This window comes from Streptosporangium amethystogenes (assembly GCF_000721075.1).
GTDB lineage: Bacteria > Actinomycetota > Actinomycetes > Streptosporangiales > Streptosporangiaceae > Streptosporangium > Streptosporangium amethystogenes.
Map to the genome: position 1 here is coordinate 211,791 of NZ_JOEQ01000006.1, position 21,394 is coordinate 233,184.

Consider the following 21,394-nt stretch of genomic DNA (forward strand, 5'->3'; position numbering starts at 1 on the left):
GGGTCACAGGACGTACATCAAATCGCAAGTCGGACGGACCTCAATAGCGCGTTCCAGGCGGCCTTTCAGGATCCTCGGAGCGGGTGGAACGCCTTGCCCGGGAGCCGGAGACGATCTCGGGAGGAACGGACCGGACAGGGCCGGCAGGACGGCTCAGAGGCCGGGCGCGCCCCAGAGGGGGAACCATCGGCCGAGATCCGGCTCGATCTCCAGCTCGCCGCCGATCGCACCGCGTACCTGCAGCTCCAGCGCGTTGTCCCGGCGCCCCGTCTGTCCGGGCAGCGGGGCGAACGGGTAGAAGGTGCCCTGTTTGTAGAGGTAGACCATCGCGAGCCCGCGACCGTCGGGGGCGGCGAAGGAGACCAGTGAGCAGAGCAGCGAGGGGCCGAAACCCGCGGCCTCAAGGGAGGAGTTGACCGCGTGCAGATCGGTGACCAGATCGCCGAGCAGGTCGGGCGTGCGGCGGACCAGCAGCCATGTGTAGCCGTAGGAGTCCTTCGACACCTCCACCGGAGGGCCGCCCCCGGCGTCCAGCAGCTGGGTGATGTCGCGCTCAAGCGCGGCGAACGCCCCGCCCTCGGCCGAGCGGAAGCAGACCGCCCCCAGCCCGGTCGGCACCAGATCGGTGGCCGCCTGAAGGGTCACCGCGGCCGAGGGCAGCGCGAACAGCGCGTCCAGGTCGGCCTTGGCCGGTTCACCTCGGCCCAGCAGAGCATCCCACCAGCGCATCCGGCCTCTTCCCCTTCACGGCTTCCACGGAACGGCACTCCCGCCGCCCGCCGGGAGTCCTGTCACCCGCCCTGCCCGAGCTGGGCGGAGATCCTGCCAAGCTGGTCAAGGCGCCGCTCCAGCGGCGGGTGGGTCGCCAGCAGCGCGCTCAGGCTCGCCTTGCCGGACAGGGCCGGCACGAAGAAGAAGGCGTTGAACGGCTCGGCCTCACGCAGGTCCCTGGTCGGGATGCGCGCCATCTCGCCGCTGATCTTGACGAGGGCGCTGGACAGGGCCGACGGGCGCTGGGTGAGCAGCGCTCCCGCGCGGTCGGCGGCCAGCTCCCGGTAGCGCGACAGGGCCCGGGTGAGCAGGAAACTGACCGCGTACACCAGGACCGAGACGAGCATGATGATCAGACCGATCGGCAGTCCGCCCCGGTCGTCGCGCCCGCGTCCCAGGCCGCTGTAGAGCGCGACCCTGGTCATGAGCCCGGCGACTATGCCGAGGAAGGACGCGATCGTCATGACCGCGACGTCCCGGTGCGCCACGTGGGACATCTCGTGGGCCAGTACGCCCTCCAGCTCGCCGGCGTCGAGCCGGCGCAATAACCCCGTGGTCACGCAGACCACGGAGTTCTTCTGGTTACGGCCGGTGGCGAAAGCGTTCGGAACGTCCGAATCGGCGATCGCCACCCGCGGCTTGGGCATGTCGGCCAGAGCGCACAACCGGTCGATCATGCCGTGCAGCTCCGGCGCCTCCTGCGGGGACACGACACGTCCGTGCATCGCGAACAGCGCGATGCGGTCGGACATGAAGTACTGCACGAAGAGCATGACGCCGGCGATCAGCAGTACCGCGACCGCACGAACGCCCAACGCGATCAGTACGGCCACGAAGACGACATAGAGCAATCCGAGCAGGAACATGGTGATCACCATGCGCCTGGTCAGGCCCCGGTCCGGGGCGAACCGGGTTTGTACCATATGCCCAGGCTATCCGGGAATCAGGCCCTCGTTGCCGAGCATCTCCCGAACTTCTTCCATGGAAGCGTCAGCCGGGGGCAAAATCAGCTCCGAGGACTCCAGGCTGTCGTCGGGCAGCGCCTTGCCGACATGGCGAACCTTGTCCAGCAGGGCGTGCAACCGGGCGCGGAAGACCTCCTCCTCGCCCGCCTCGATGGCGGCCTCCAGCTCGGCGTCCAGGGTGTTGAGCACGTCGAGATCGGCGGGGGCGATGTCGATCTGCCCCTCCCCCATGATGCGGACGATCACAGGCCCTCCCCCGGCTGACGCAGCTGCTGCGTCTGGTTGGACTGCGGGTGTTGCTGGGGCTGCTGCGGCTGCTGCTGGGCGGGACCGGGCGTGATCGCGCCCTGGGGCCCGGTGCCCTGGCCGAGCTCGGCCTTCATCCGGGCAATCTCCAGCTCCACGTCGTGGCCGCCGCCCATGCGGTCCAGCTCGGCCTGGATGTCGTCGCCGCGCTGCCCGCTGAAGTCGTCGAGCGCGCCGCTGGCCAGCAGCTCGTCGATGGCACCCGCGCGGGCCTGCATGGAGGCCGTCTTGTCCTCGGCACGCTGGATCGCCAGACCGACGTCGCCCATCTCCTCGGAGATACCGGAGAAGGCCTCGTTGATCCGCGTCTGCGCCTCGGCCGCGGTGTAGGTCGCCTTGATCGTCTCCTTCCTGGTACGGAAGGAGTCGACCTTGGCCTGCAGCCGGTGAGAGGCCGTGGTGAGCTTCTCCTCCTCGGCCTGCAGGTTGTCGTGCTGCACGCGGAGGTCCGCGATCTGGGTCTGCAGGCTGCCGCGGCGGGTCAGCGCCTCACGGGCCAAGTCCTCGCGACCGACCCCGAGCGCCTTGCGGCCCTGCTCCTCAAGCTTGCGCGCCTGCGCCTCGATCTGGTTGATCTGAAGCTCCACGCGCTTGCGCGAGGTGGCGACATCCGCCACGCCCCGGCGTACCTTCTGCAACAACTCCAGCTGGCGCTGATATGAGTAGTCCAGGGTTTCGCGAGGATCTTCCATCTTGTCCAACGCGTTGTTCGCCTTGGACCTGAAGATCAGCGAAAGTCTCTTCATCACGCTCATGCGCGTCGGCCGTCCCCTTCTTCAAGTGCGCTTCGGGTCACCCCAAGTGATTCCAGCCCCCCGAAAAGCACCGGAGCCACCATAGGGTTCACCCTACGCATAACGCGCGGGGGCGTCACTAAGTTGCACTCCCGGTAGGCTGACGTTGTGTTCCGACGTACCCAGACCACCGCGGACGACTCCCCCGCCTCCGCTACCGATCCTAAGCCTGCGGGCAAGGGGCGTCCCACACCCAAGCGACGGGACGCCGAAGGCCGTCGCCGGCAGCCGGTGAACGCCCCCAACAACCGCAAAGAGGCCTACAAGCAACTTCGCGAGCGCCAGGCCAACGACCGCGTCAAGGCGCGCGAGGGGATGCTCCGCGGCGATGAGCGCTACCTTCCCGCCCGTGACAAGGGCCCCGTCAAGAAGTTCGCGCGTGACTGGGTCGACTCCCGCCGCGTCGTCAGCCAGTACTTCCTGCCGTTCTCCCTGCTGATCCTGCTGCTCACCTGGATCCCCTTCCCGACCGACGTCCGCGGCTACGTCTACGTCGCGGTGATCACGATCGGCTGGCCGATCATGATGGTCGGCGTGCTGCTCACCTCGATCTGGGTGTCCTGGAAGGTGAAGAAGCTCACCGCCGAGAAGTTCCCCGGCGAGAGCCTCAAGGGTGTCGGCTTCTACGCCGCCATGCGCGCGCTGCAGATCCGCAAGCTGCGCTTCCCCCCGCCCACCCTCCTGCCCGGCGGCAGGCCGGTCCCGCCGAAGAAGTAGTTCTCGGCACATCGGCTTTCGAACCCCGCCCCTTCTTCGAAGAAGGGGCGGGGTTCTTCATGTCCCGTGCAACGGATCCGAAGGGCTTTCCCAGCAGTCTCCCGCGCGTGCTCGCGGGTGAGAGGTGCGTCGATCCGCCCCCGGGGGCCTTTCCCGCGGCGATCATGACCGCACGACGTCCCAGTCCAGCTCGCCGCCGGTCACCTTGGGTCTCCAGTAGCCCACCGACCCGCCGGTCTCCAGGGCATCGGCCGTCGCCTTCAGCAGACCGTAGTACGAGCGGATCCGGATGCCGCCGGGCGTGAAGCTCATCTGGCCCTCGTGATCGGTCTGCCCGACGTCGCGCGCCACGGAGTCGATCACCAGGTGGTCGCCGCTTCCGTTGGCGCCGAACGGGATCATCCGCCCGTCCCACCACTCCGCCCGCGCGTCGACGCCGGCCTCTGCGCCGACGTCCTCCCCGTCTATCCCGCAGAGCCGCCGCCAGGTGTCACGGATCCCGCGAACCCCCTGGTTCCAGTTACCGATGAAGCCGAACGGCCAGGTGTCGCCCACGACGCGGGCCCCGTCGTGCCGTAGCAGGGAGGCACGCAGGTCGTCGGGGAAGCGCAGGCCCATCTGCGCCTCGGCGACGGCGATCGTACGGGCCCTGGCGGGCCTGCCCAGCGTGCCAAGGCTCTCCGGGGCGTTGGCCGCCAGCCACCTCTCGATGCGGCGCCACTGGCGGTTCACCGCCCTGGTCATCCGGGGGGCGATCGCCCGCACCCGCGGGACCCTCGCCTGCGGCCGGCAGTCCACGTCGGGAACCGCCTCGGACGTCTCCTGCGGGGCCGGAGTCTCGTAGGGTTGGCCGGATTCCCCCGGTTCCCCGGCGGGGTCCGGACCCTCCTGGACGGCCCTGAAGAGTTCCTGCGCTTCGGGCACTTCACGGCATGAGTCCTCCGGGCACCGATCTTTCCGGCACACGACGGCGTACAGGCCCGCTGTCGGCTCCCCCTCGGCCGGATAGCGCACCCCCGGCTCCAGCGGAACATCCGGTTTCGGCCCGCACCGCCCGTCCGCGCCGGGCAGGTTCCGGAGATCGGTCGCCTCGACGGTCTCCGTCCTGTTCGAGAAGACCGCGTTCTCCAGGACCTGGGTACCGAAGGCGAGCAGGCAGAGTCCGATCCCCACGGCACCCCAGCGGGCCAGGCGGCTCTTGACCGCCCTGTCCAGCGGCTCGCCCGGCGCCCTGGGCGCGAACGTTCGCAGGGCGGCGGACCGGAAGGCGGAAGGGGGACCGGTGGCGTACCGCCTGAGATCCTCCTCGGTGGGGACGCCGAGGAGCGGCGCGGGAGGCCAGCGCGGCGCGTTCCCGGTTCCGGAGGCCGCCTCCTCCGGTGAGCCGATCGCCTCGTCGACCGGGGAGTCGTCCCGGGAGACGCCCCCCGATCTCCGCCGTCGGCGGACGACCACCACGACGACCGCCGCCAGCGCCCCGGCGGCGAGCGCCAGCCATATCCTCCGCAAAGTGATCAACCGCAACACGCCCGGCAGGGTATCCCGAATCGGGCACCTACTAATGTCGGAGCATGGAATTCCGCCACCTTGGCCGGAGTGGTCTCATGGTCAGTGAGATCAGCTACGGCAACTGGATCACCCACGGTTCCCAGGTAGAGGAGGACGCCGCCAAGCAGTGCGTGCGGGCGGCGCTCGATGAGGGGATCACCACCTTCGACACCGCCGATGTGTACGCGGGCACCAAGGCGGAGGAGGTTCTCGGCCGCGCCCTCGCGGGCGTCCGCCGCGAGTCTCTGGAGATCTTCACCAAGGTCTACTGGCCGACCGGTCAGGGGCCCAACGACCGCGGCCTGTCGCGCAAACACATCACCGAGTCCCTGCACGGCTCGCTACGCCGGCTGCAGACCGACTACGTCGATCTTTACCAGGCACATCGCTTCGACTACGAGACGCCGCTTGAGGAGACCCTCAAGACCTTCGACGACCTGGTACGCCAGGGCAAGGTCCTCTACGTCGGCGTCAGCGAGTGGACCGCCGAGCAGATCGGCCGGGCCCTGAAGATCGCCGACGAGATGGGCTTCGACCGCCTGGTCTCCAACCAGCCCCAGTACTCCATGCTGTGGCGGGTCATCGAGACAGAGGTCGTGCCGCTGAGCGAGAAGGAGGGCGTCGGCCAGATCGTCTTCTCTCCCATCGCCCAAGGCGTGCTCACCGGCAAGTACCTGCCGGGGCAGCCGCCCCCCGCCGGTTCCCGGGCCACCGACCCCGCCGGGGGCGACTTCATCTCCCGGATGCTCAACGACGACGTGCTCACCCACGTCCAGCGACTGGGGCCGATCGCCGCCGATCTCGGGCTGAGCATGGCCCAGCTCGCGGTGGCCTGGGTGCTGCAGAACCCGAACGTGTCCTCGGCCATCGTCGGCGCCAGCAGGCCCGAGCAGGTCCGCGACAACGTCAGGGCCTCCGGGGTGAGGCTGGACGCCGAGGTGCTCAAGAAGATCGACGACGCCCTCGGCCCGGTCGTCGAGCGCGACCCCGCCAAGACCGTCAGCCCCAGGCGGCGTCCCTAGAGCCTGTCCCGGCCGAGATCCCTTGCCCCTTCTCACCAAGGGGCGAGGGACCGGTGCACCACTCGCCGTTCCTCGTGATCGCCGGTTCGCCTCCGCCCCTCTGCCGGGCGGCCCGCCCGGTGACCCTGCCGATCAGCGGATTCTTCCCTCACTCCGGGCGCAGGGACATTCCTTCGTACTCGATCTTCTCGTCCTCCAGCAGGGTGACCTTCTCAACCCCCGCCTCCAGCAGCTCACGCCAGTTCTCACCGAGCCACGACTCGGCATCGGCCTGGCTCGGGAACGTGTCGGACGGCGCGACACCCTCGACTACCTCGCCGCCATTCGCGTTTTCATAACGCCAGCGCCACGTCATGCCATAGCTCCTTCTCGCGGATCCTGCCAGTGCCGTTCGGCGGCTCAGCGAACCCTATCTCTCCGGGGTGCCCCCGAACGTGGAGGCAGGATCATGGTCTCGTGCCCCGCCGCCCGGCTGTTCCCTGCCCCCCGTACGCTGCGGAGGTCATCCGCTTCCACCAGAAGGTGGAGGCTCGCAACTCCTCGAACCCGATGGGAGGCCGGGTGTGAAGGTCCTGATCTCCGGTACCGCGGCTGCGGCGGGCTGGCCGGCCTCGGGCTGCGGGTGCGTCTCCTGCGCCCGGGTCGCCCCCGGCCGCCGCCCCACGTCCGTGCTGCTCGGCGACTCCGTGCGGCTGCCGCCCACCGGCCCGTTCCCGCCCGGCTACCACGCCTTGCCCGGTCCGGACGGCCTCACCGTCACCACCCCCGGCGGCCGGCGCGTCCTTTACACCCCCGCCTCTCCCCCGTACGAGGAGCGAGAGCCCGCCGGCCCGGGAGCGGCGCTGGACCTGGTGCTGCTGGACGTGCTCGACCGGCCGGCACTGCTGGGGAACCTGCGCCGGCGGGGCCTGGTCGGCGGGCGAACGCACGTGCTGGCCGTCGACCTCGACCACCGGGTACCGACGGAGGCGGAGCTGGCCCGGCGGGCAGACCTGTGGGGGGTGCGCGTCGTACCGGATGGCACGGTCCTCGACATCGACGGGCCCCCGCCACTTCCGGCTCCCCCGCCCCGAAGGACCCTGCTGCTCGGCGGGACCCGGTCGGGCAAGTCCGCGGAGGCCGAACTTCGGCTGGCGGCCGAACCCGAGGTCCGCTACGTCGCGACCGGGCCGTCCGGCGACGGCGATCCCGAGTGGCTGCGCCGGGTCCGGGCACACCGTGACCGCAGGCCCGCCCACTGGGAGACCACCGAGACCGCGGATCTGGCCGGATTACTGCGGTCCACCGGGACCCCGCTGCTGATCGACGGGCTCGGCACCTGGGTCGCCTCCGTCTTCGACGCGTGCGACGCCTGGTCGGGCGGGGACGGCCTGGACGCGGTCGCGGCCCGGTGCGACGATCTGGTGGCGGCCTGGCGGCAGACCCGGGCCCGGGTCGTGGCGGTCTCCGACGAGGTCGGCCTCGGCGTGGTGCCCGCCACCGCCAGCGGCCGGATGTTCCGTGACGTCCTCGGCCGCCTGAACCAGCGCCTCGCCGCGGAATCCGAGGACGTCACCCTCGTCGTCGCCGGCCGTCTCCTCCCCCTTCCCTCCTGAGCCTCCGTTCGACGAGGGAGTCCGGGTCGAGGAGCCACTCCCTCCTCCTCGCCCTCCCCGTCCGGGAGTGCTCCGGGGATCGGAAAGGAGGAGGGCTATGATCTGCGGTCATGCCCGCGCCCCCGCCTCCCGACAGGTCGTCGACGTTCACCGACGGGGTGCGTCTCGCGATCGGCACGCTGAGTGTCCTCCCGGTCCGGCCCGGAGTGGTCGACCGCCGGGCGGGGGGTGTCGCGATGGCGATGGCCCCGCTGGTGGGGACGGCGCTCGGGGTCGTCGCCGGGCTGGTGCTGGCGGTGGCGCTCTGGCTGGGGATGACGCCGCTTCCGGCATCGGTGCTGGCCGTGGCGGTCCTCGCACTGCTCACCCGGGGGCTGCATCTGGACGGGCTTGCCGATCTCGCGGACGGACTGGGCAGCGGGAAGCCCGCCGAACGGGCACTGGAGATCATGAAACAGTCCGACATCGGGCCGTTCGGGGTGGTGACCCTGGTCTGCACCCTGCTCCTCCAGGTGGCTGCCCTGTCGGAACTCGCCTACACGGGGATGGGGCCGATCGTCCTGGTCACCGCCTGCGCGGCCGGGCGGCTGGCCCTCACCTGGGCCTGCCGAGCGGGTATCCCCCCGGCTCGCCCCGGCGGGCTCGGTGCGATGGTCGTGGGCACCGTACGACGGAGCGTCGCGGTGGGCATGACCGTGCTGGTGCTCGCGGGGTCGGCCGCGCCGCTCTTCCTGTCTGAGACCGGCGCCCTCGACGTCCGGTCGCCCTCTTCTCCGCTCCTCGGCGCTTATCAGGACAACCACGGGCTCATCCCGGAGATCAACTCACTCTCCGGCCCCGGGGGAACCGCACTGGCCGGCCTCAGCGACCTTGTTCCCGGGCTGGGGAGCCTCTCCGCCTCCTGGGGGCTTCCGGCGGCCGTACTCCTCGGGTTGCTGGCGGCCTGGGTGGTGCGGCGCAGAGCGGTGCGCCGGCTCGGTGGCATCACCGGGGACGTGCTGGGAGCCCTGGTCGAGATCACCACCGTCACGGCGCTGCTGGTGAGCACGGTACTCGTGAGCTGACCTTCCAGCCTCGTCCGGCCGTGCCTGATCCGGCGGACCCGATGGGCCTGACCAGAGCAGCCGGATTCGGTGAATCGGGCGGACCGGACAGAGGAGGCTCACCGGTGAGGGCACCGGGAGCATTTCTCTCCTCAGATCTCAGCCGGTGGCCTGGGGATGTGGCTCGATCGGCCAGCGTTTGATCACCAGCGCGAAGACCGCGGCCAGCAGCGCCGAGCCGACCAGCCCGGTGATCCCCGCGACTGCCAGATTGGGCGGGTCTGCCGCGTTACCGACAAGCAGGGTCAGGCCGGCGGAGGCGTTCAGGGAGCCGTGCCCGACGACCGCGGGCCAGACACTCCCGGAGTAGAGGCGGAACCAGCCGAGCAGTGCTCCGAAGACCACGCAGAAGACGATGAACATCGGCGCCGCCCACGCACCCAGCTCGGGGTAGTTGTATCCGCGCAGGGTGAGCGGGAAATGCCAGAGTCCCCAGATCAGCCCGGAGACCAGGAGCGCCCGCCAGGTGCCGAGCGTCATCAGACGGGGCAGCAGCCAGCCCCGCCACCCCCACTCCTCTCCGAATGCCGCGATCGAGTTGATCAGTGGAGCGACCAGGAAGACGACCCCGACCTGCACGGCCGCCAGGACTCCTAGCTCCACCGGAAGCGATCGGCCCGGGGAGGCCGCCGCCAGGTTCTCGCGGAACAGGCTGAGCCCCCACAGGTCGACGGAGAGCAGGCCGAGGGCGGCGCTGAGTGCGATCGCGACGACTACCAGCAGGGGGGTGCCGAACCAGGCCAGCGCGACGAGCGCGAGCGTGCGCCCGCGACGCTCCCCCATCCACAGGCCGGTCCGCCCGGCCCACTCACGCCAGGTGGTGCCGGGTTCCCCGAGCCGTCTGCCCCGAAGCCGGACGGCGAGGACACCCAGCGTCGGGGTGAACATCATCGCCACCCCGATCGCCGTGAACACGGGCGCACCGATCTGCACGCCCATCAGCCAGAGGGGAAGGGCGAACAGCCAGGACAGACCAAACGCGACGAGCAGAAACAACCACAGATCAGTGGATCGGCGGAGCATGAGATCACCTTCGGATGCTCGAACTTCAGGGGGCGGGAAAGCCCTCTGGGGTGGAGATCAGCGGGCACCGGAGGCGGTGGACGCCCTGGCCACAAGGGTGTTCAGCAAGGCGGCGCCATTCTCGGCGTCGTCGATCGAGACGGCGAAGCGACCACCGGAGACGTAGCCGATCACAAGGCACTCCCCGCCGCGGAGCATGACCGTCGCGCCACCCGGCAGGCCACGGACGCCCCAGCCGCCGACATTGGCCGGAAACAGCTCCTCCGACCAGGCCCGCTCCACCCTCGTGATCGGGATGTGCTTGCGGGGCAGGTGGAGCGGCCCGTAGAAGAGGACGACGCCCTCCTCGGTGACCTGCACCCGTACCGAACTGAAGATCACGCCCACCAGGCCCACCAAGCCCATGATCGTCGCGGGAATCCAGAGCATGCCGCCGCCGCCGAGCAGGGCGAGCACCGCGAGCCCCGTCCCTACGGCCAGGAAAGATCCGCCGAGCGCGACAAGCGGGCCGTTGCGTACAGAGGAGACCCATACCGCGCGCTGGCCTGGGCCGAGCGGAACCCGGCGCGGAGGAGTCGCTTTCGGCTCCGGGAAATCGTTGGGACCCGGACGGGCCGCCAGGGCGCCGAGCCAGCCGCCCAGCAGCAGCGCCACGACCACGAGCAGCGCGCTCCACCCCAGGTGACCTGCCTGCCTCCAGTCGGGGGTGTCGAGGTTGGCCGACAGTGTGACCGCCTGCAACCCCAGGAAGAACGGGCCGCCACCGCCCAGCACGGCACCGAGCGCCATGCGGTTCGCCCTGTTCCTGAGCATCCCGGCGTTGACGAGCGCGAACACACAGGGGACGCCCGAGATCAGCACCCACAGGCCGGCCTGGAACAGCACCGAGGCGGTGAACGGCATCGAGCCGTCGGGGACGCCGGACGGGCCACCCCAGTGCGTGGCGATCGGATCGGGCAGCCGGTCTCGCAGCGTCAGCGGCGCGGTGACCAGGACGGCGGCCACCAGCACGGACCAGCCGGCCGCCACGGAAAGAAATCGAGCTCGCAGGCCCACTTTGGTCGCTCCTTCGAAGAATCGGGCTCCAGACCCGGTTATGACAGTTCTCTGATGAGCTCGATGACGTCGTCGTGGCGGTAGCCGTACTGGACCGCCTCGGCGAGCAGGGAGCGCAGCTTCCCCTCGATGACGCTGCGCGGGTTGGGGCGGCTGAGCACGCTCACGCCGCGGCCGCGGCGGAACTCCAGCACCCCCTCGTCACGCAGGTCACGCAGGGCGCGCAGCACCGTGTTGGCGTTGATGCCCAGCGCGGCGGCCAGATCGCGCGCCGGCGGGAGCCGGTCTCCCTGGGCGTAGGACCCCTCGGCGACGGCACGCCTGATCGCCTCGGCGACCTGCTCGTGCAGTGGCCGGGGATCGTTCATATCCAAGGTGAGCAACATAGTGCTAGTGACATTAGCACCATCCCTTTCGATGATGCCACTCCCGGTAGCACCATCGAACGACGCGATTCGTAGGACGAACCCTCGTTTATGAGTACTGCGCAAGCCCGACTAGCATCGGCTTGTGTGACCACTGTGCGGCTGACCCCAACTGACAACGCTGTCTCGTTCGATACCGACGCACTGGTCGTCGGCGTCCATACCGGACCGGACGGCCTGATCCCCGCTCCCGGGGCCGACGGCCTCGATCAGGCTCTCGGTGGCAGGCTCGCCACCACGCTCGGCAGTGTGGGCGCCAAGGGGAAGACGGGCGAGATCTCCAAGATCCCCACTTTCGGCGCGCTGACCGCGCCCCTGCTGGTCGTCGTCGGCCTGGGCGACGTCCCCGAGAACGGCTACGACGCCGAGGCCCTGCGCCGTGCCGCGGGCACCGCGGTCCGCGCCCTGGCCGGCACCGGCCGGGTGGCGCTGGCCCTGCCCACCGCGAGCGCCGAGCACGCCGGCGCCGTCGCCCTGGGCGGCCTGCTCGGCGCGTACTCCTTCACCAAATACCGGACCGTCGACGAGCCGAGCGCCCCGGTGGCCGAGCTGGCCGTGCTGACCGACGCCGAGGGCGCCGAGGCCGCGGTCGGGCGCGCCACCACGCTGGCCGAGTCGGTCTCGCTCGTCCGTGACCTGGTCAACACCCCGCCTTCGGACCTGTGGCCCGCGCGCTTCGCCGAGATCGCCGACCAGATGGGCGGCGAGGCCGGCCTGTCGGTCGAGATCCTGGACGAGAAGGCGCTCAAGGAGGGCGGCTACGGCGGCATCGTCGCCGTCGGCCAGGGATCGGCGAACCCGCCCCGCCTGGTACGCCTCGCCTACAGCCACCCCGAGGCCGAGAAGAAGCTCGCCTACGTCGGCAAGGGCATCACCTTCGACTCGGGCGGCCTGTCGCTCAAGCCGTCGGCCGCGATGGACTGGATGAAGTCGGACATGGGCGGCGCGGGCGCCGTCCTCGGCGCGATGCTCGCGATCGCGAGGCTGGGCCTGAAGGTCAACGCGGTCGGCTACCTCTGCCTGGCCGAGAACATGCCGAGCGGCACCGCGCAGCGTCCCTCCGACGTGTTCACCAGCTTCGCGGGCAAGACGGTCGAGGTGCTCGACACCGACGCCGAGGGCCGCCTCGTCCTGATCGACGGCATCGCCCGCGCCGGTCAGGACGACCCCGATGTGATCGTCGACGTCGCCACGCTCACCGGTGCGCAGATCGTCGCGCTGGGCTGGCGGACTGCGGGCGTCATGGCCAACGACGACGACCTCCGGGCCGAGATCGTCGCGACGGCGGGCGCGCAGGGCGAGGCCGCGTGGCCCATGCCCCTGCCCGACGAGCTCCGCAAGGGGCTCGACTCGCCCGTGGCCGACATCGCCAACCTGCACCCCGAGCGTTTCGGCGGGATGCTCACGGCGGCGATCTTCCTGCGGGAATTCGTACCGGACGGTGTCCGTTGGGCACACATTGACATGGCCGGTCCCGCCTTCAACAAGGGGGAGCCGCACGGCTACACGCCGAAGGGCGGTACCGGGGCGGTCACCCGGACGCTCGTCGGCCTGGCCGAGCGCTACGCGACCGGGTCCGTCCAGGCGTCGGCGTAGCCGCGCATGCGGGTCACAAGCAACACAGACAGATGAAAAGATGCGGTTGTCGGTGCCGGGCCAAGGGCGGGCACCGACTGGGCGCCGAGCCGAGTCAGGCGGCGACGTGGATGCGATCGAGGATCCGCGCGGCCGGCCAGGGCTCGGAAGGGGCGCGACCGTGAACACGGTATTCCAATCCGACAAGGAGCTTTCCTGTGGCTGATGGCAGCGGCCCCTACGACATCGTCGTCCTGGGTGGCGGTAGCGGCGGGTATGCCTGCGCTCTGCGGGCGGCCGAGCTGGGCAAGACGGTCGCGCTGATCGAGAGAGACAAGATCGGCGGCACCTGCCTGCACCGGGGGTGCATTCCCACCAAGGCGCTTCTGCACTCCGCGGAGGTCGCCGACGAGACGCGGGAAAGCGCGACCTACGGCGTCAAGGCCCGTTTCGAGGGCATCGACGTGCCCGCGGTCCACGCGTTCAAGGACAAGATCGTCACTCGCGCCTGGAAGGGCGTGCAGGGCCTTCTCAAGAGCAAGGGCATCACGATCGTCGAGGGTGAGGGCCGTCTCGCGGGCCCGAACCGGGTGGCGGTGGGCTCCGAGGTCTACGAGGGCCGCAACGTCGTGCTGGCGACCGGCTCCGCGCCCAGGTCCCTGCCCGGCCTGGAGATCGACGGCGAGCGTGTCATCACCAGCGAGCACGCGCTCAAGCTCGACCGGGTGCCCACCTCCGTGGTCGTCCTGGGCGGCGGCGTCATCGGCGTGGAGTTCGCCAGCGTCTGGCGCTCCTTCGGCGCCGAGGTGACGATCGTCGAGGGCCTGCCGCATCTGCTGCCGCTGGAGGAGGAGTCGAGCTCCAAGCTGCTCGAGCGCTCCTTCCGCCGCCGCGGCATCAAGCAGGAGCTGGGCGTCTTCTTCGAGGGCGTCAAGACCACCGACACCGGCGTGGTCGTCAGCCTGGCCAACGGCAAGACCCTGGACGCCGAGCTGCTGCTCGTCGCGGTCGGCCGCGGCGCGGTCTCCTCGGGCATGGGCTTCGAGGAGGCGGGTGTCGCCATCGAGCGCGGCACCGTCACCGTGAACGAGTTCTGCCAGACCAGCGTGCCCGGCGTGTACGCGGTCGGCGACCTCATCCCGACCCTGCAGCTCGCCCACGCGGGCTTCGCCGAGGGCATCCTGGTGGCCGAGCACATCGCGGGGCTGAACCCCGTGCCGATCGACTACGACGGCGTGCCGCGGATCACCTACTCCGATCCCGAGGTCGCCTCGGTGGGCATCACCTCCGCCCAGGCCAGGGAGCGCGGCCACGAGGTCGTCGAGTTCACCTACGACCTCGCGGGCAACCCCAAGAGCCAGATCCTGCAGACGCAGGGCGCCGTCAAGATCATCTCCGCGAAGGACGGCCCGGTGCTCGGCGTGCACATGGTCGGCCGTCGCATCGGCGAGCTCGTGACCGAGGGACAGCTGATCTACAACTGGGAGGCCCTGCCCTCCGAGGTCGCCCAGCTCATCCACGCCCACCCGACCCAGTCCGAGGCCCTCGGCGAGGCGATGCTGGCGCTGGCCGGCAAGCCGCTCCACGTCCACAACTAACGTAAGCCCTCACTCGGAACGCGAGAGAAGACACCAATGCCGAAGTCCGTACAGATGCCCCAGCTCGGTGAGAGCGTCACGGAGGGCACCGTCACCCGTTGGCTGAAGAAGGAGGGCGAGCGCGTCGAGGCCGACGAGCCGCTTCTCGAAGTCTCCACCGACAAGGTCGACACCGAGATCCCGTCTCCGGCCGCGGGCATCCTCACGAAGATCGTGGTGGCCGAGGACGAGACGGTCGAGGTCGGCGCCGAGCTCGCCGTCATCGACGAGAACGGCACCGAGGGTGCCGCCCCGGCACAGGAGGCGGCCCCCGAACCGGAGCCCGAGCCCGAGCCGGCCCCCCAGCAGCAGGCACAGCCGGTCTCCTCGATCCCGCAGCCCGCCCCGCAGGCCCCCGCCCCGGCGCAGGCCCCCGCTCCCGCCCCGGCACCCGCGCAGGCCCCGGCACCCGCGCAGGCCCAGGCACCGGCCCCCCAGACCGTCCAGACCTCCCCGGCCGCGCCGCCGTCCCCGATCGCGACGGCACCGGCCGCCGAGCCCGCCGCCCAGCCCTCCGGTGAGAGCCCGTACGTCACCCCGCTGGTGCGCAAGCTCGCCGGCGAGCACGGCGTCGACCTCGACTCGCTGAGCGGCACCGGCGTCGGCGGTCGCATCCGCAAGCAGGACGTGCTGGAAGCGGCCCGCGACCAGCGCGAGCGGGCCTCGGCGGCCCAGGCCCCGGCCCCGCAGGCCGCCGCCCAGGCTCCGGCGGCCGCGCCCGCGCAGGCCCCCGAGGCGGTCGCGGTGGACACCACGCTGCGCGGACGCACCGAGAAGATGTCGCGGCTGCGCCAGACCATCGCCAAGCGCATGGTCGAGTCGCTGCAGGTCTCGGCCCAGCTCACCACCGTGGTCGAGGTCGACGTCACCAAGATCGCGCAGCTGCGCGACCGCGCGAAGGCCGAGTTCCAGCGGCGTGAGGGCGTCAAGCTCTCGTTCATGCCGTTCTTCGCCCTCGCCACGATCGAGGCGCTCAAGCAGCACCCGAAGCTGAACGCCACGATCAACAGCGAGACCAATGAGGTCACCTACTTCGACGCCGAGCACCTGGCCTTCGCGACGGACACCGAGCGCGGCCTGATCGTTCCGGTGATCAAGGACGCGGGCGACCTCAACATCGCCGGGCTGGCCCGTAAGATCGCCGATCTGGCCGAGCGCACCCGCACCAACAAGGTGAGCCCGGACGAGCTCGGCGGCGGCACGTTCACGCTGACCAACACCGGCAGCCGGGGCGCGCTGTTCGACACGCCGATCCTCAACCAGCCGCAGGTCGGCATGCTGGGCACCGGCGCGGTCGTCAAGCGCCCGGTCGTCCTGGACACCGCCGAGGGCGAGGTCATCGCCGTCCGCTCGATGGTCTACCTCGCGCTCAGCTACGACCACCGCCTGGTCGACGGCGCCGACGCCGCCCGCTTCCTGACGACGATCAAGCGTCGTCTGGAGGAGGGCCGCTTCGAGAACCAGCTGGGCCTCAACGCCTAGATCCTGTTCTCTCCCACCGGGCCGGCCCGCGACTTCGCGGGCCGGCCCGGCTCGTTCTCTCCCGCGTGTCGCGCCTCGCCTTTCCGGTACGCCAAAGGCGCCGGCAGTACGGGATCGGGGATCTCGCGGGAACGGCGCGAATCCGATCGGCCTCCGGTTTCCGAAGACCTCGGAGGAGGTCGATTACATTGGCTGATATGACGATCATCGTGACCGGCTCCTCGGGCCTGCTGGGATCGGCTCTGGTCAAGAGCCTGCGGAACGACGGCGCCCGGGTGGTCCGGCTGGTGCGGCGGGCGCCACGAGACGACGACGAGTCCTGCTGGGACCCGGCGAAAGGGGTTGTCGACCCGGCGGTGCTGGAGGGTGCGGAGGCGGTGGTCCACCTCGCCGGCGCGGGTATCGGCGACCGGCGCTGGAGCGACGAGCACAAACGCGAGGTGGTCCGTAGCCGGGTCGAGGGGACCAGGACTCTGGTGGGCGCACTGACCGCTCTGGCGGCGAGACCGGCGGCGCTGCTGTCCGGCTCGGCGATCGGCTTCTACGGCGACACCGGAGATCTGGCGGTGGACGAGAGCGCGCCCGCGGGCACCGGGTTCCTCGCGCAGGAGGTCGTGGTGCCCTGGGAGGCGGAGACGGCACCCGCCGAGGAGGCCGGCATCCGGGTGGTGAGACTCCGCACCGGCCTGGTGCTGAGCGGACAGGGAGGCATGCTGTCCCGGCTGCTCCCCGTCTTCAAGCTGGGGCTGGGTGCCCCACTGGGTTCCGGGCGGCAGTACTGGTCATGGATCTCCATCGACGACTGGGTTCTCGCCGTACGACACATACTGAAAAATCCCGAAATCTCGGGGCCGGTGAACCTGACGGCACCCGAGCCGGTCACCAACGCGGAGTTCACCAAGGCGCTCGGAGCGGCCCTGCACCGGCCCACCATGCCGATCGCCGTACCCGGATTCGCGCTGCGCACGGTCATCGGGGGGTTCGCGGAGGAGGGGGTGCTGACCGGGCAGCGGGTGCTGCCCCGGCGCCTCCTGGAGTCTGGTTACACGTTCCGGCATACGCACCTCAACGAGGCGCTGGCCGCCGTACTCTAGGGTCCCTGTTTCCGCCAAAGCCGTCGAAGAGGTCACGTATGCGCAGTTCCGGGCAGTCTCACATCCTTGCCATCGGGGGTGGCTCGTTCCGCCCGTCCGAGCGCCACGGGTTCATAGAGGCGAGCGCGCTGCTGCGGTACGCCCTCGATCTGACCGGCCAGGACCGGCCGAAACTGGGCCTGCTCGCCACCGCCACCGGCGACGACGCCGACTGGCTGCTGAAGATGTACGGCGCCTTCCGCGAGTGGGACGTCGAGGTCAGCCACCTGACGGTGTTCCCGATGCCCAACGTCGAGGATCCGCGCGAGTGGGTGCTCGGCCAGGACGTCATCTACGTCAGCGGCGGCAGTGTGGCCAACCTGGCGGCCCTGTGGCGGCTGCACGGCCTGGACGAGATCTTCGAGGAGGCGTGGCGGGCCGGCGTGGTGCTGAGCGGCCAGAGCGCCGGGGCGCTCTGCTGGCACGTGGGCGGCAACACCGACTCCTTCGGCCCGACGCTGCGGGTGTGGTCCGACGGCCTGGGCCTGCTGCCCCACTCGTGCGGCGTCCACTACGACTCCGACCCGCAGCGCCGCGCGCTGCTGCACGAGGCGGTGGCCTCGGGCGAACTGCCCGGGGGCTACGCGGCGGACGAGGGGGTGGCGCTGCACTATGTGGGCACCGAGTTCATCCAGGCCGTCAGCGTGCACCCGGACGCCTACGCCTACAAGGTCGAGCACGACGGGGCGGGTGGGGCCAAGGAGTTCCGCATCGAGCCTCGGCTTCTCACGTCGTGACCACGAACGGGTCAACTACTCTTGAGACGTGAGTGACCTGGCAATCGTCCGTCTTGGCGTTGACTTCCCCTATGAACAGGCCTGGGATCTTCAGCGGCGCATCCACGCACGCCGCGTGGCCGAGGAGATTCCCGACACCTGCCTGATGCTTGAGCACGCGCCGGTCTACACGGCGGGAAAACGAACCGCGCCGCACGAGAGGCCCTCCGACGGCACTCCCGTCGTCGAGGTCGACCGGGGCGGCCGGATCACCTGGCACGGCCCCGGCCAGCTGGTCGGCTACCCGATCATCAGGCTCGGCGGCCCGCTCGACGTGAACGCCTACGTGAGGCTCCTGGAGGAGACCCTGGTGGCCGTCTGCGCCGACTTCGGGGTGCAGGCGGGCCGGGTCCAGGGGCGCGGCGGCGTCTGGGTGGCCGGAGACCCCTCGCACGGCCTGCCGGACAGGAAGGTCGGGGCCATCGGCATCCGGGTCTCCGGCGGCGTCACGATGCACGGGTTCGCGCTCAACTGCTCCAACGACCCGAGCTGGTACAACCGGATCGTCCCGTGCGGCATCAGCGACGCCGGGATCTCCTCGCTGTCCGCCGAGACCGGCCGGCGGATCGTGGTCGACGAGGTCCTGCCGTACGCCGAGAAGCACCTGGCGGAGGCGCTCGGCGCGCGGGCCTTCGAGCTGCCCGAGGAGGACCTGTTCCGGCGCTGACCCCCGAAACCTCGCGGCTCGCGGTGGGACATAAGCTGGACGGGTGAGCGAGCGTGACCACATCCACCCCACCTCGACGTGCAACACCTCGGTCCTCCGACCGACGAAGGAGCTCGCATGACCGTCGCACCCGAAGGGCGGAAGCTCCTCCGCCTGGAGGTCCGCAACGCCGAGACCCCCATCGAGAAGAAGCCCGAATGGATCAAGACCAGATTCAGGACGGGCCCGAACCACACCGAGCTGCGGGCGCTGGTCAAACGCGAGGGGCTGCACACGGTCTGCCAGGAGGCCGGATGCCCCAACATCTCCGAGTGCTGGGAGGACCGCGAGGCCACCTTCCTCATCGGCGGTGACCAGTGCACCCGGCGCTGTGACTTCTGCCAGATCGACACCGGCAAGCCCAAGGCGTACGACACCGACGAGCCGCGCCGGGTGGCCGACTCGGTCCGGCAGATGGGCCTCAACTACGCGACCGTTACCGGTGTCGCCCGCGACGACCTGCCCGACGGCGGCGCGTGGCTGTACGCGGAGACCGCGCGGCAGATCCACGCGCTGCTACCCGGCTGCGGCGTCGAGCTGCTGGTGCCCGACTTCAACGGCGACCAGGCCCAGCTGGAGGAGGTCTTCTCCGCCAGGCCCGAGGTGTTCGCGCACAACGTCGAGACCGTGCCGCGGATCTTCAAGCGCATCCGGCCCGCCTTCCGCTACGAGCGCTCCCTGGAAGTGATCACCAAGGCCCGTCAGGCCGGCCTGGTGACCAAGTCCAACCTGATCCTCGGCATGGGCGAGGAGCGCGAGGAGGTCGTCCAGGCCATGCGCGACCTGCACGAGGCCGGGTGCGACCTGCTCACCGTGACCCAGTACCTGCGACCCACCCCGCGCCACCACCCCGTCGACCGCTGGGTGAAGCCGGAGGAGTTCGTGGAGCTGGGCAAGGAGGCGGAGGCCATCGGTTTCGCCGGGGTCCTGTCGGGGCCGCTGGTTCGCTCCTCCTACCGGGCGGGCCGTCTGTACAAGCAGGCGGTCGAGGCCCGCCAGCACGCCTGAGCGGTCCGGTCTCACGGACCGTGGAACCGGAGGAACCCCACTCCCGAGCGGGGTTCCTCCGGTTGGGGCGTCTGAGGTGCCCGCCTTCTCCAACGGTGTCGCCGCCTGAGCACAACCGTGACCAGATAATTCAGGTAAAAGTCGGCAGAGGCTTTTCTCTCCGCGATACCGGCCTTTCCGGTGCTCCGCGGCCTTCGGCCCGGTGCCGGACCCGGCACCGGGCAGGTCACGTTTTCACTTCTTGAGCCATGGATTTGTATCCTTCAGAACATGGCCAAGAAGCCCGAAGACTCAGAGCGCCCGGGGCGCATCAAGCAACTCCGTATGATCGCGAAGATCATCAAGGAGGCCAACCCCAAGGGGATGCCGATCGTCTACGCCTCGGCGCTGGGCACGCTCGCGCTGTTCGTGGTGATCGGCCTGGTCACGGGCTGGTTCTGGTACCTGCTCTTCATCGGAATCCTGCTGGCCCTGACCGTCGGACTGGTGGTGTTCGGCCAGCTCGCCCAGAGGGCGCAGTACTCCATGCTGCACGGGCAGGTCGGCGCCGCAGCCGCGATCCTGCAGGGCATGCGCGGTAACTGGGAGGTCACCCCGGCCGTCGCGGTCACCCGAGACCAGGACATCGTGCACCGCGTGGTCGGCTACCCGGGCATCATCCTGGTCTCGGAGGGGCCGGGCAGCCGGGTGCAGAAGATGCTGGTCGCCGAGAAGAAGCGCGTCCAGCGAGTCGCGCTGGACGTGCCCGTCTACGACATCCAGTCCGGTGACGGCGAGGGGCAGATCCCGCTGGCCAAGCTGCAGCGGCACCTGATGAAGCTGCCCCGCAACCTCAAGAAGCCCGCCCTGTACGAGATCAACAACCGGCTGAAGGCCCTGCCTCAGACGCTGCCGATGCCCAAGGGCCCGCTGCCGCGCGGCGCGAAGATGCCCCGCCCGAAGATGCGCTGATGGGCTCCGCCGGGGTGGGGCGCCATCAGGTGGACGCCGCGGCCACCTCCCGGGCCAACCGCGGCTGGTGGGACGGCGCCGCCGACGAGTACCAGGCCGAGCACGGGGAGTTCCTGCGCGACTCCGGGTTCGTCTGGTGTCCCGAGGGGCTGGACGAGGCCGATGCCCGCCTGCTGGGCGATGTCGCGGGCCAGAACGTGCTGGAGATCGGCTGCGGTGCCGGGCAGTGCGGGCGCTGGCTGACCGGCCAGGGCGCCAGGGTGGCCGCCTTCGACCTGTCCTTCCGCCAGCTTCAGCATTCGCGCCGGATCGATCTGGACGCGGGCGCCGCGCTCCCCGTGGTCCAGGCCGACGCCGAGGTCCTGCCCTTCGCCGACGGGGCGTTCGACCTGGCCTGCTCGGCCTACGGCGCGCTGCCGTTCGTGGCTGACGCCGGAGCCGTCCTCGCCGAGGTCCACCGGGTGCTGCGCCCCGGGGGCCGCCTGGTCTTCTCGGTGAGCCACCCCATCCGCTGGGCCTTCCCCGACGATCCCGGCCCCGCCGGGCTGACCTCCGACCGCTCCTACTTCGACCGCTCGGCGTACGTGGAGATCGGCGAGGACGGGCGTCCGTCCTATGTCGAGCACCACCGCACGATGGCCGACTGGATCGGGCTCATCACCGCCTCCGGACTGGTGTTGCGGCACCTGACCGAGCCCGAGTGGCCGCCGGGCCACGACCGCGAGTGGGGCGGCTGGAGCCCACTGCGCGGCCGCCACCTGCCCGGCACCGCGATCTTCACCTGCGTCCGGTAGACGCGGC

General features: G+C 70.4%; 22 protein-coding genes. 13 read left to right on the forward strand and 9 right to left on the reverse strand.

Translation table 11 applies throughout. The features are described from left to right. Positions 1 to 153: 153 nt before the first annotated feature. The 4 genes from pspAB to IG98_RS0112355 form a co-directional block, all read right to left on the reverse strand. Positions 154 to 729 (reverse strand): PspA-associated protein PspAB, encoded by a 576-nt coding sequence (pspAB, locus tag IG98_RS0112340; protein ID WP_030910275.1) that lies wholly within the window; start codon positions 727 to 729, stop codon positions 154 to 156. Positions 730 to 791: 62 nt separating this feature from the next. Beyond that, on the reverse strand, positions 792 to 1,694 hold the full coding sequence (gene htpX / locus IG98_RS0112345) for a zinc metalloprotease HtpX (RefSeq protein WP_030910278.1): 903 nt from the start codon (positions 1,692 to 1,694) through the stop codon (positions 792 to 794). Between the two features lie 9 nt (positions 1,695 to 1,703). Next, entirely contained in the window at positions 1,704 to 1,982 is a 279-nt protein-coding gene (gene pspAA, locus IG98_RS0112350; protein WP_030910281.1) for a PspA-associated protein PspAA, read from the reverse strand. Beyond that, entirely contained in the window at positions 1,979 to 2,797 is an 819-nt protein-coding gene (locus tag IG98_RS0112355) for a PspA/IM30 family protein (protein WP_030910283.1), read from the reverse strand. The genes pspAA and IG98_RS0112355 overlap by 4 nt, the downstream gene beginning before the upstream one ends. 147 nt (positions 2,798 to 2,944) lie before the next feature. Here IG98_RS0112355 and IG98_RS0112360 point away from each other — a divergent pair, with 147 nt between their 5' ends. Further along, positions 2,945 to 3,553: a DUF3043 domain-containing protein gene (locus tag IG98_RS0112360; RefSeq protein WP_030910287.1), complete on the forward strand. Its 609-nt coding sequence runs from the start codon at positions 2,945 to 2,947 to the stop codon at positions 3,551 to 3,553. Positions 3,554 to 3,715: 162 nt separating this feature from the next. Here the strand turns inward: IG98_RS0112360 and IG98_RS0112365 are convergent, their stop codons facing one another. Beyond that, positions 3,716 to 5,080 (reverse strand): SMI1/KNR4 family protein, encoded by a 1,365-nt coding sequence (locus IG98_RS0112365; protein ID WP_157594294.1) that lies wholly within the window; start codon positions 5,078 to 5,080, stop codon positions 3,716 to 3,718. Between the two features lie 44 nt (positions 5,081 to 5,124). Between IG98_RS0112365 and IG98_RS0112370 the strand changes: the two genes are divergently transcribed. Further along, positions 5,125 to 6,123 (forward strand): aldo/keto reductase family protein, encoded by a 999-nt coding sequence (locus tag IG98_RS0112370; protein ID WP_030910291.1) that lies wholly within the window; start codon positions 5,125 to 5,127, stop codon positions 6,121 to 6,123. Between the two features lie 148 nt (positions 6,124 to 6,271). Here IG98_RS0112370 and IG98_RS0112375 read toward each other — a convergent pair whose 3' ends face one another. Beyond that, positions 6,272 to 6,478, reverse strand: a complete 207-nt coding sequence (locus tag IG98_RS0112375; RefSeq protein ID WP_030910294.1) for a hypothetical protein — start codon at positions 6,476 to 6,478, stop codon at positions 6,272 to 6,274. A 208-nt stretch (positions 6,479 to 6,686) separates the two neighbouring features. Here IG98_RS0112375 and IG98_RS0112380 point away from each other — a divergent pair, with 208 nt between their 5' ends. Both IG98_RS0112380 and IG98_RS0112385 read left to right on the forward strand, forming a co-directional pair. After that, positions 6,687 to 7,718, forward strand: coding sequence for a bifunctional adenosylcobinamide kinase/adenosylcobinamide-phosphate guanylyltransferase (locus tag IG98_RS0112380; RefSeq protein ID WP_030910297.1), 1,032 nt, complete (start codon positions 6,687 to 6,689; stop codon positions 7,716 to 7,718). A gap of 110 nt (positions 7,719 to 7,828) precedes the next feature. Beyond that, the gene (locus IG98_RS0112385; protein WP_030910299.1) at positions 7,829 to 8,782 is read left to right on the forward strand and encodes an adenosylcobinamide-GDP ribazoletransferase; all 954 of its coding nucleotides are present in this window, start codon (positions 7,829 to 7,831) and stop codon (positions 8,780 to 8,782) included. A 138-nt stretch (positions 8,783 to 8,920) separates the two neighbouring features. On the opposite strand, the gene IG98_RS0112390 is transcribed toward IG98_RS0112385, so the two are convergent. The 3 genes from IG98_RS0112390 to IG98_RS0112400 are packed head-to-tail and all read right to left on the reverse strand — an operon-like array spanning position 8,921 to position 11,268. Beyond that, positions 8,921 to 9,844: a CPBP family intramembrane glutamic endopeptidase gene (locus IG98_RS0112390; RefSeq protein WP_030910302.1), complete on the reverse strand. Its 924-nt coding sequence runs from the start codon at positions 9,842 to 9,844 to the stop codon at positions 8,921 to 8,923. 57 nt (positions 9,845 to 9,901) lie between these two features. Then, positions 9,902 to 10,900, reverse strand: coding sequence for a DUF1648 domain-containing protein (locus tag IG98_RS0112395; RefSeq protein WP_157594295.1), 999 nt, complete (start codon positions 10,898 to 10,900; stop codon positions 9,902 to 9,904). 38 nt (positions 10,901 to 10,938) lie between these two features. Beyond that, positions 10,939 to 11,268, reverse strand: a complete 330-nt coding sequence (locus IG98_RS0112400) for a GntR family transcriptional regulator (RefSeq protein WP_245651522.1) — start codon at positions 11,266 to 11,268, stop codon at positions 10,939 to 10,941. 108 nt (positions 11,269 to 11,376) lie between these two features. On the opposite strand from IG98_RS0112400, the gene IG98_RS0112405 reads away from it, so the two are divergent. From IG98_RS0112405 to IG98_RS0112445, 9 genes are all read left to right on the forward strand, one after another. Then, positions 11,377 to 12,921: a leucyl aminopeptidase gene (locus tag IG98_RS0112405; RefSeq protein ID WP_051752021.1), complete on the forward strand. Its 1,545-nt coding sequence runs from the start codon at positions 11,377 to 11,379 to the stop codon at positions 12,919 to 12,921. Between the two features lie 197 nt (positions 12,922 to 13,118). Then, positions 13,119 to 14,498: a dihydrolipoyl dehydrogenase gene (gene lpdA / locus IG98_RS0112410; RefSeq protein ID WP_030910314.1), complete on the forward strand. Its 1,380-nt coding sequence runs from the start codon at positions 13,119 to 13,121 to the stop codon at positions 14,496 to 14,498. A 36-nt stretch (positions 14,499 to 14,534) separates the two neighbouring features. Next, positions 14,535 to 16,019 (forward strand): 2-oxoglutarate dehydrogenase, E2 component, dihydrolipoamide succinyltransferase, encoded by a 1,485-nt coding sequence (gene sucB, locus IG98_RS0112415; RefSeq protein WP_030910316.1) that lies wholly within the window; start codon positions 14,535 to 14,537, stop codon positions 16,017 to 16,019. 197 nt (positions 16,020 to 16,216) lie between these two features. Continuing rightward, positions 16,217 to 17,113 carry a TIGR01777 family oxidoreductase gene (locus tag IG98_RS0112420; protein ID WP_030910319.1) on the forward strand — a complete coding sequence of 299 codons (897 nt, stop codon included), beginning with the start codon at positions 16,217 to 16,219 and terminating at the stop codon, positions 17,111 to 17,113. Positions 17,114 to 17,151: 38 nt separating this feature from the next. Further along, positions 17,152 to 17,889: a Type 1 glutamine amidotransferase-like domain-containing protein gene (locus tag IG98_RS0112425; protein WP_030910322.1), complete on the forward strand. Its 738-nt coding sequence runs from the start codon at positions 17,152 to 17,154 to the stop codon at positions 17,887 to 17,889. Positions 17,890 to 17,917: 28 nt separating this feature from the next. Next, positions 17,918 to 18,595 (forward strand): lipoyl(octanoyl) transferase LipB, encoded by a 678-nt coding sequence (gene lipB / locus IG98_RS0112430; protein ID WP_030910324.1) that lies wholly within the window; start codon positions 17,918 to 17,920, stop codon positions 18,593 to 18,595. A gap of 117 nt (positions 18,596 to 18,712) precedes the next feature. Next, entirely contained in the window at positions 18,713 to 19,642 is a 930-nt protein-coding gene (gene lipA / locus IG98_RS0112435; protein ID WP_030910346.1) for a lipoyl synthase, read from the forward strand. A 270-nt stretch (positions 19,643 to 19,912) separates the two neighbouring features. Beyond that, complete coding sequence (locus IG98_RS0112440; protein ID WP_030910359.1) at positions 19,913 to 20,593, forward strand: DUF4191 domain-containing protein; 681 nt, start codon at positions 19,913 to 19,915, stop codon at positions 20,591 to 20,593. Further along, complete coding sequence (locus tag IG98_RS0112445) at positions 20,593 to 21,387, forward strand: class I SAM-dependent methyltransferase (RefSeq protein WP_030910361.1); 795 nt, start codon at positions 20,593 to 20,595, stop codon at positions 21,385 to 21,387. Before IG98_RS0112440 ends, IG98_RS0112445 begins: the two co-directional genes overlap by 1 nt. Positions 21,388 to 21,394 lie beyond the last annotated feature (7 nt).

Excerpts from the sequence above, each read along its gene's own strand:
- IG98_RS0112390 (WP_030910302.1), bottom strand. The coding sequence starts at position 9,844 with ATGCTCCGCCGATCCACTGATCTGTGGTTGTTTCTGCTCGTCGCGTTT.
- IG98_RS0112400 (WP_245651522.1), bottom strand. The coding sequence starts at position 11,268 with ATGAACGATCCCCGGCCACTGCACGAGCAGGTCGCCGAGGCGATCAGG.
- sucB (WP_030910316.1), top strand. The coding sequence starts at position 14,535 with ATGCCGAAGTCCGTACAGATGCCCCAGCTCGGTGAGAGCGTCACGGAG.
- IG98_RS0112445 (WP_030910361.1), top strand. The coding sequence starts at position 20,593 with ATGGGCTCCGCCGGGGTGGGGCGCCATCAGGTGGACGCCGCGGCCACC.
- lipA (WP_030910346.1), top strand. The coding sequence starts at position 18,713 with ATGACCGTCGCACCCGAAGGGCGGAAGCTCCTCCGCCTGGAGGTCCGC.
- IG98_RS0112370 (WP_030910291.1), top strand. The coding sequence starts at position 5,125 with ATGGAATTCCGCCACCTTGGCCGGAGTGGTCTCATGGTCAGTGAGATC.
- htpX (WP_030910278.1), bottom strand. The coding sequence starts at position 1,694 with ATGGTACAAACCCGGTTCGCCCCGGACCGGGGCCTGACCAGGCGCATG.
- IG98_RS0112440 (WP_030910359.1), top strand. The coding sequence starts at position 19,913 with ATGGCCAAGAAGCCCGAAGACTCAGAGCGCCCGGGGCGCATCAAGCAA.
- IG98_RS0112420 (WP_030910319.1), top strand. The coding sequence starts at position 16,217 with ATGACGATCATCGTGACCGGCTCCTCGGGCCTGCTGGGATCGGCTCTG.
- IG98_RS0112355 (WP_030910283.1), bottom strand. The coding sequence starts at position 2,797 with ATGAGCGTGATGAAGAGACTTTCGCTGATCTTCAGGTCCAAGGCGAAC.
- IG98_RS0112385 (WP_030910299.1), top strand. The coding sequence starts at position 7,829 with ATGCCCGCGCCCCCGCCTCCCGACAGGTCGTCGACGTTCACCGACGGG.
- IG98_RS0112425 (WP_030910322.1), top strand. The coding sequence starts at position 17,152 with ATGCGCAGTTCCGGGCAGTCTCACATCCTTGCCATCGGGGGTGGCTCG.
- IG98_RS0112405 (WP_051752021.1), top strand. The coding sequence starts at position 11,377 with ATGAGTACTGCGCAAGCCCGACTAGCATCGGCTTGTGTGACCACTGTG.
- pspAB (WP_030910275.1), bottom strand. The coding sequence starts at position 729 with ATGCGCTGGTGGGATGCTCTGCTGGGCCGAGGTGAACCGGCCAAGGCC.
- IG98_RS0112375 (WP_030910294.1), bottom strand. The coding sequence starts at position 6,478 with ATGACGTGGCGCTGGCGTTATGAAAACGCGAATGGCGGCGAGGTAGTC.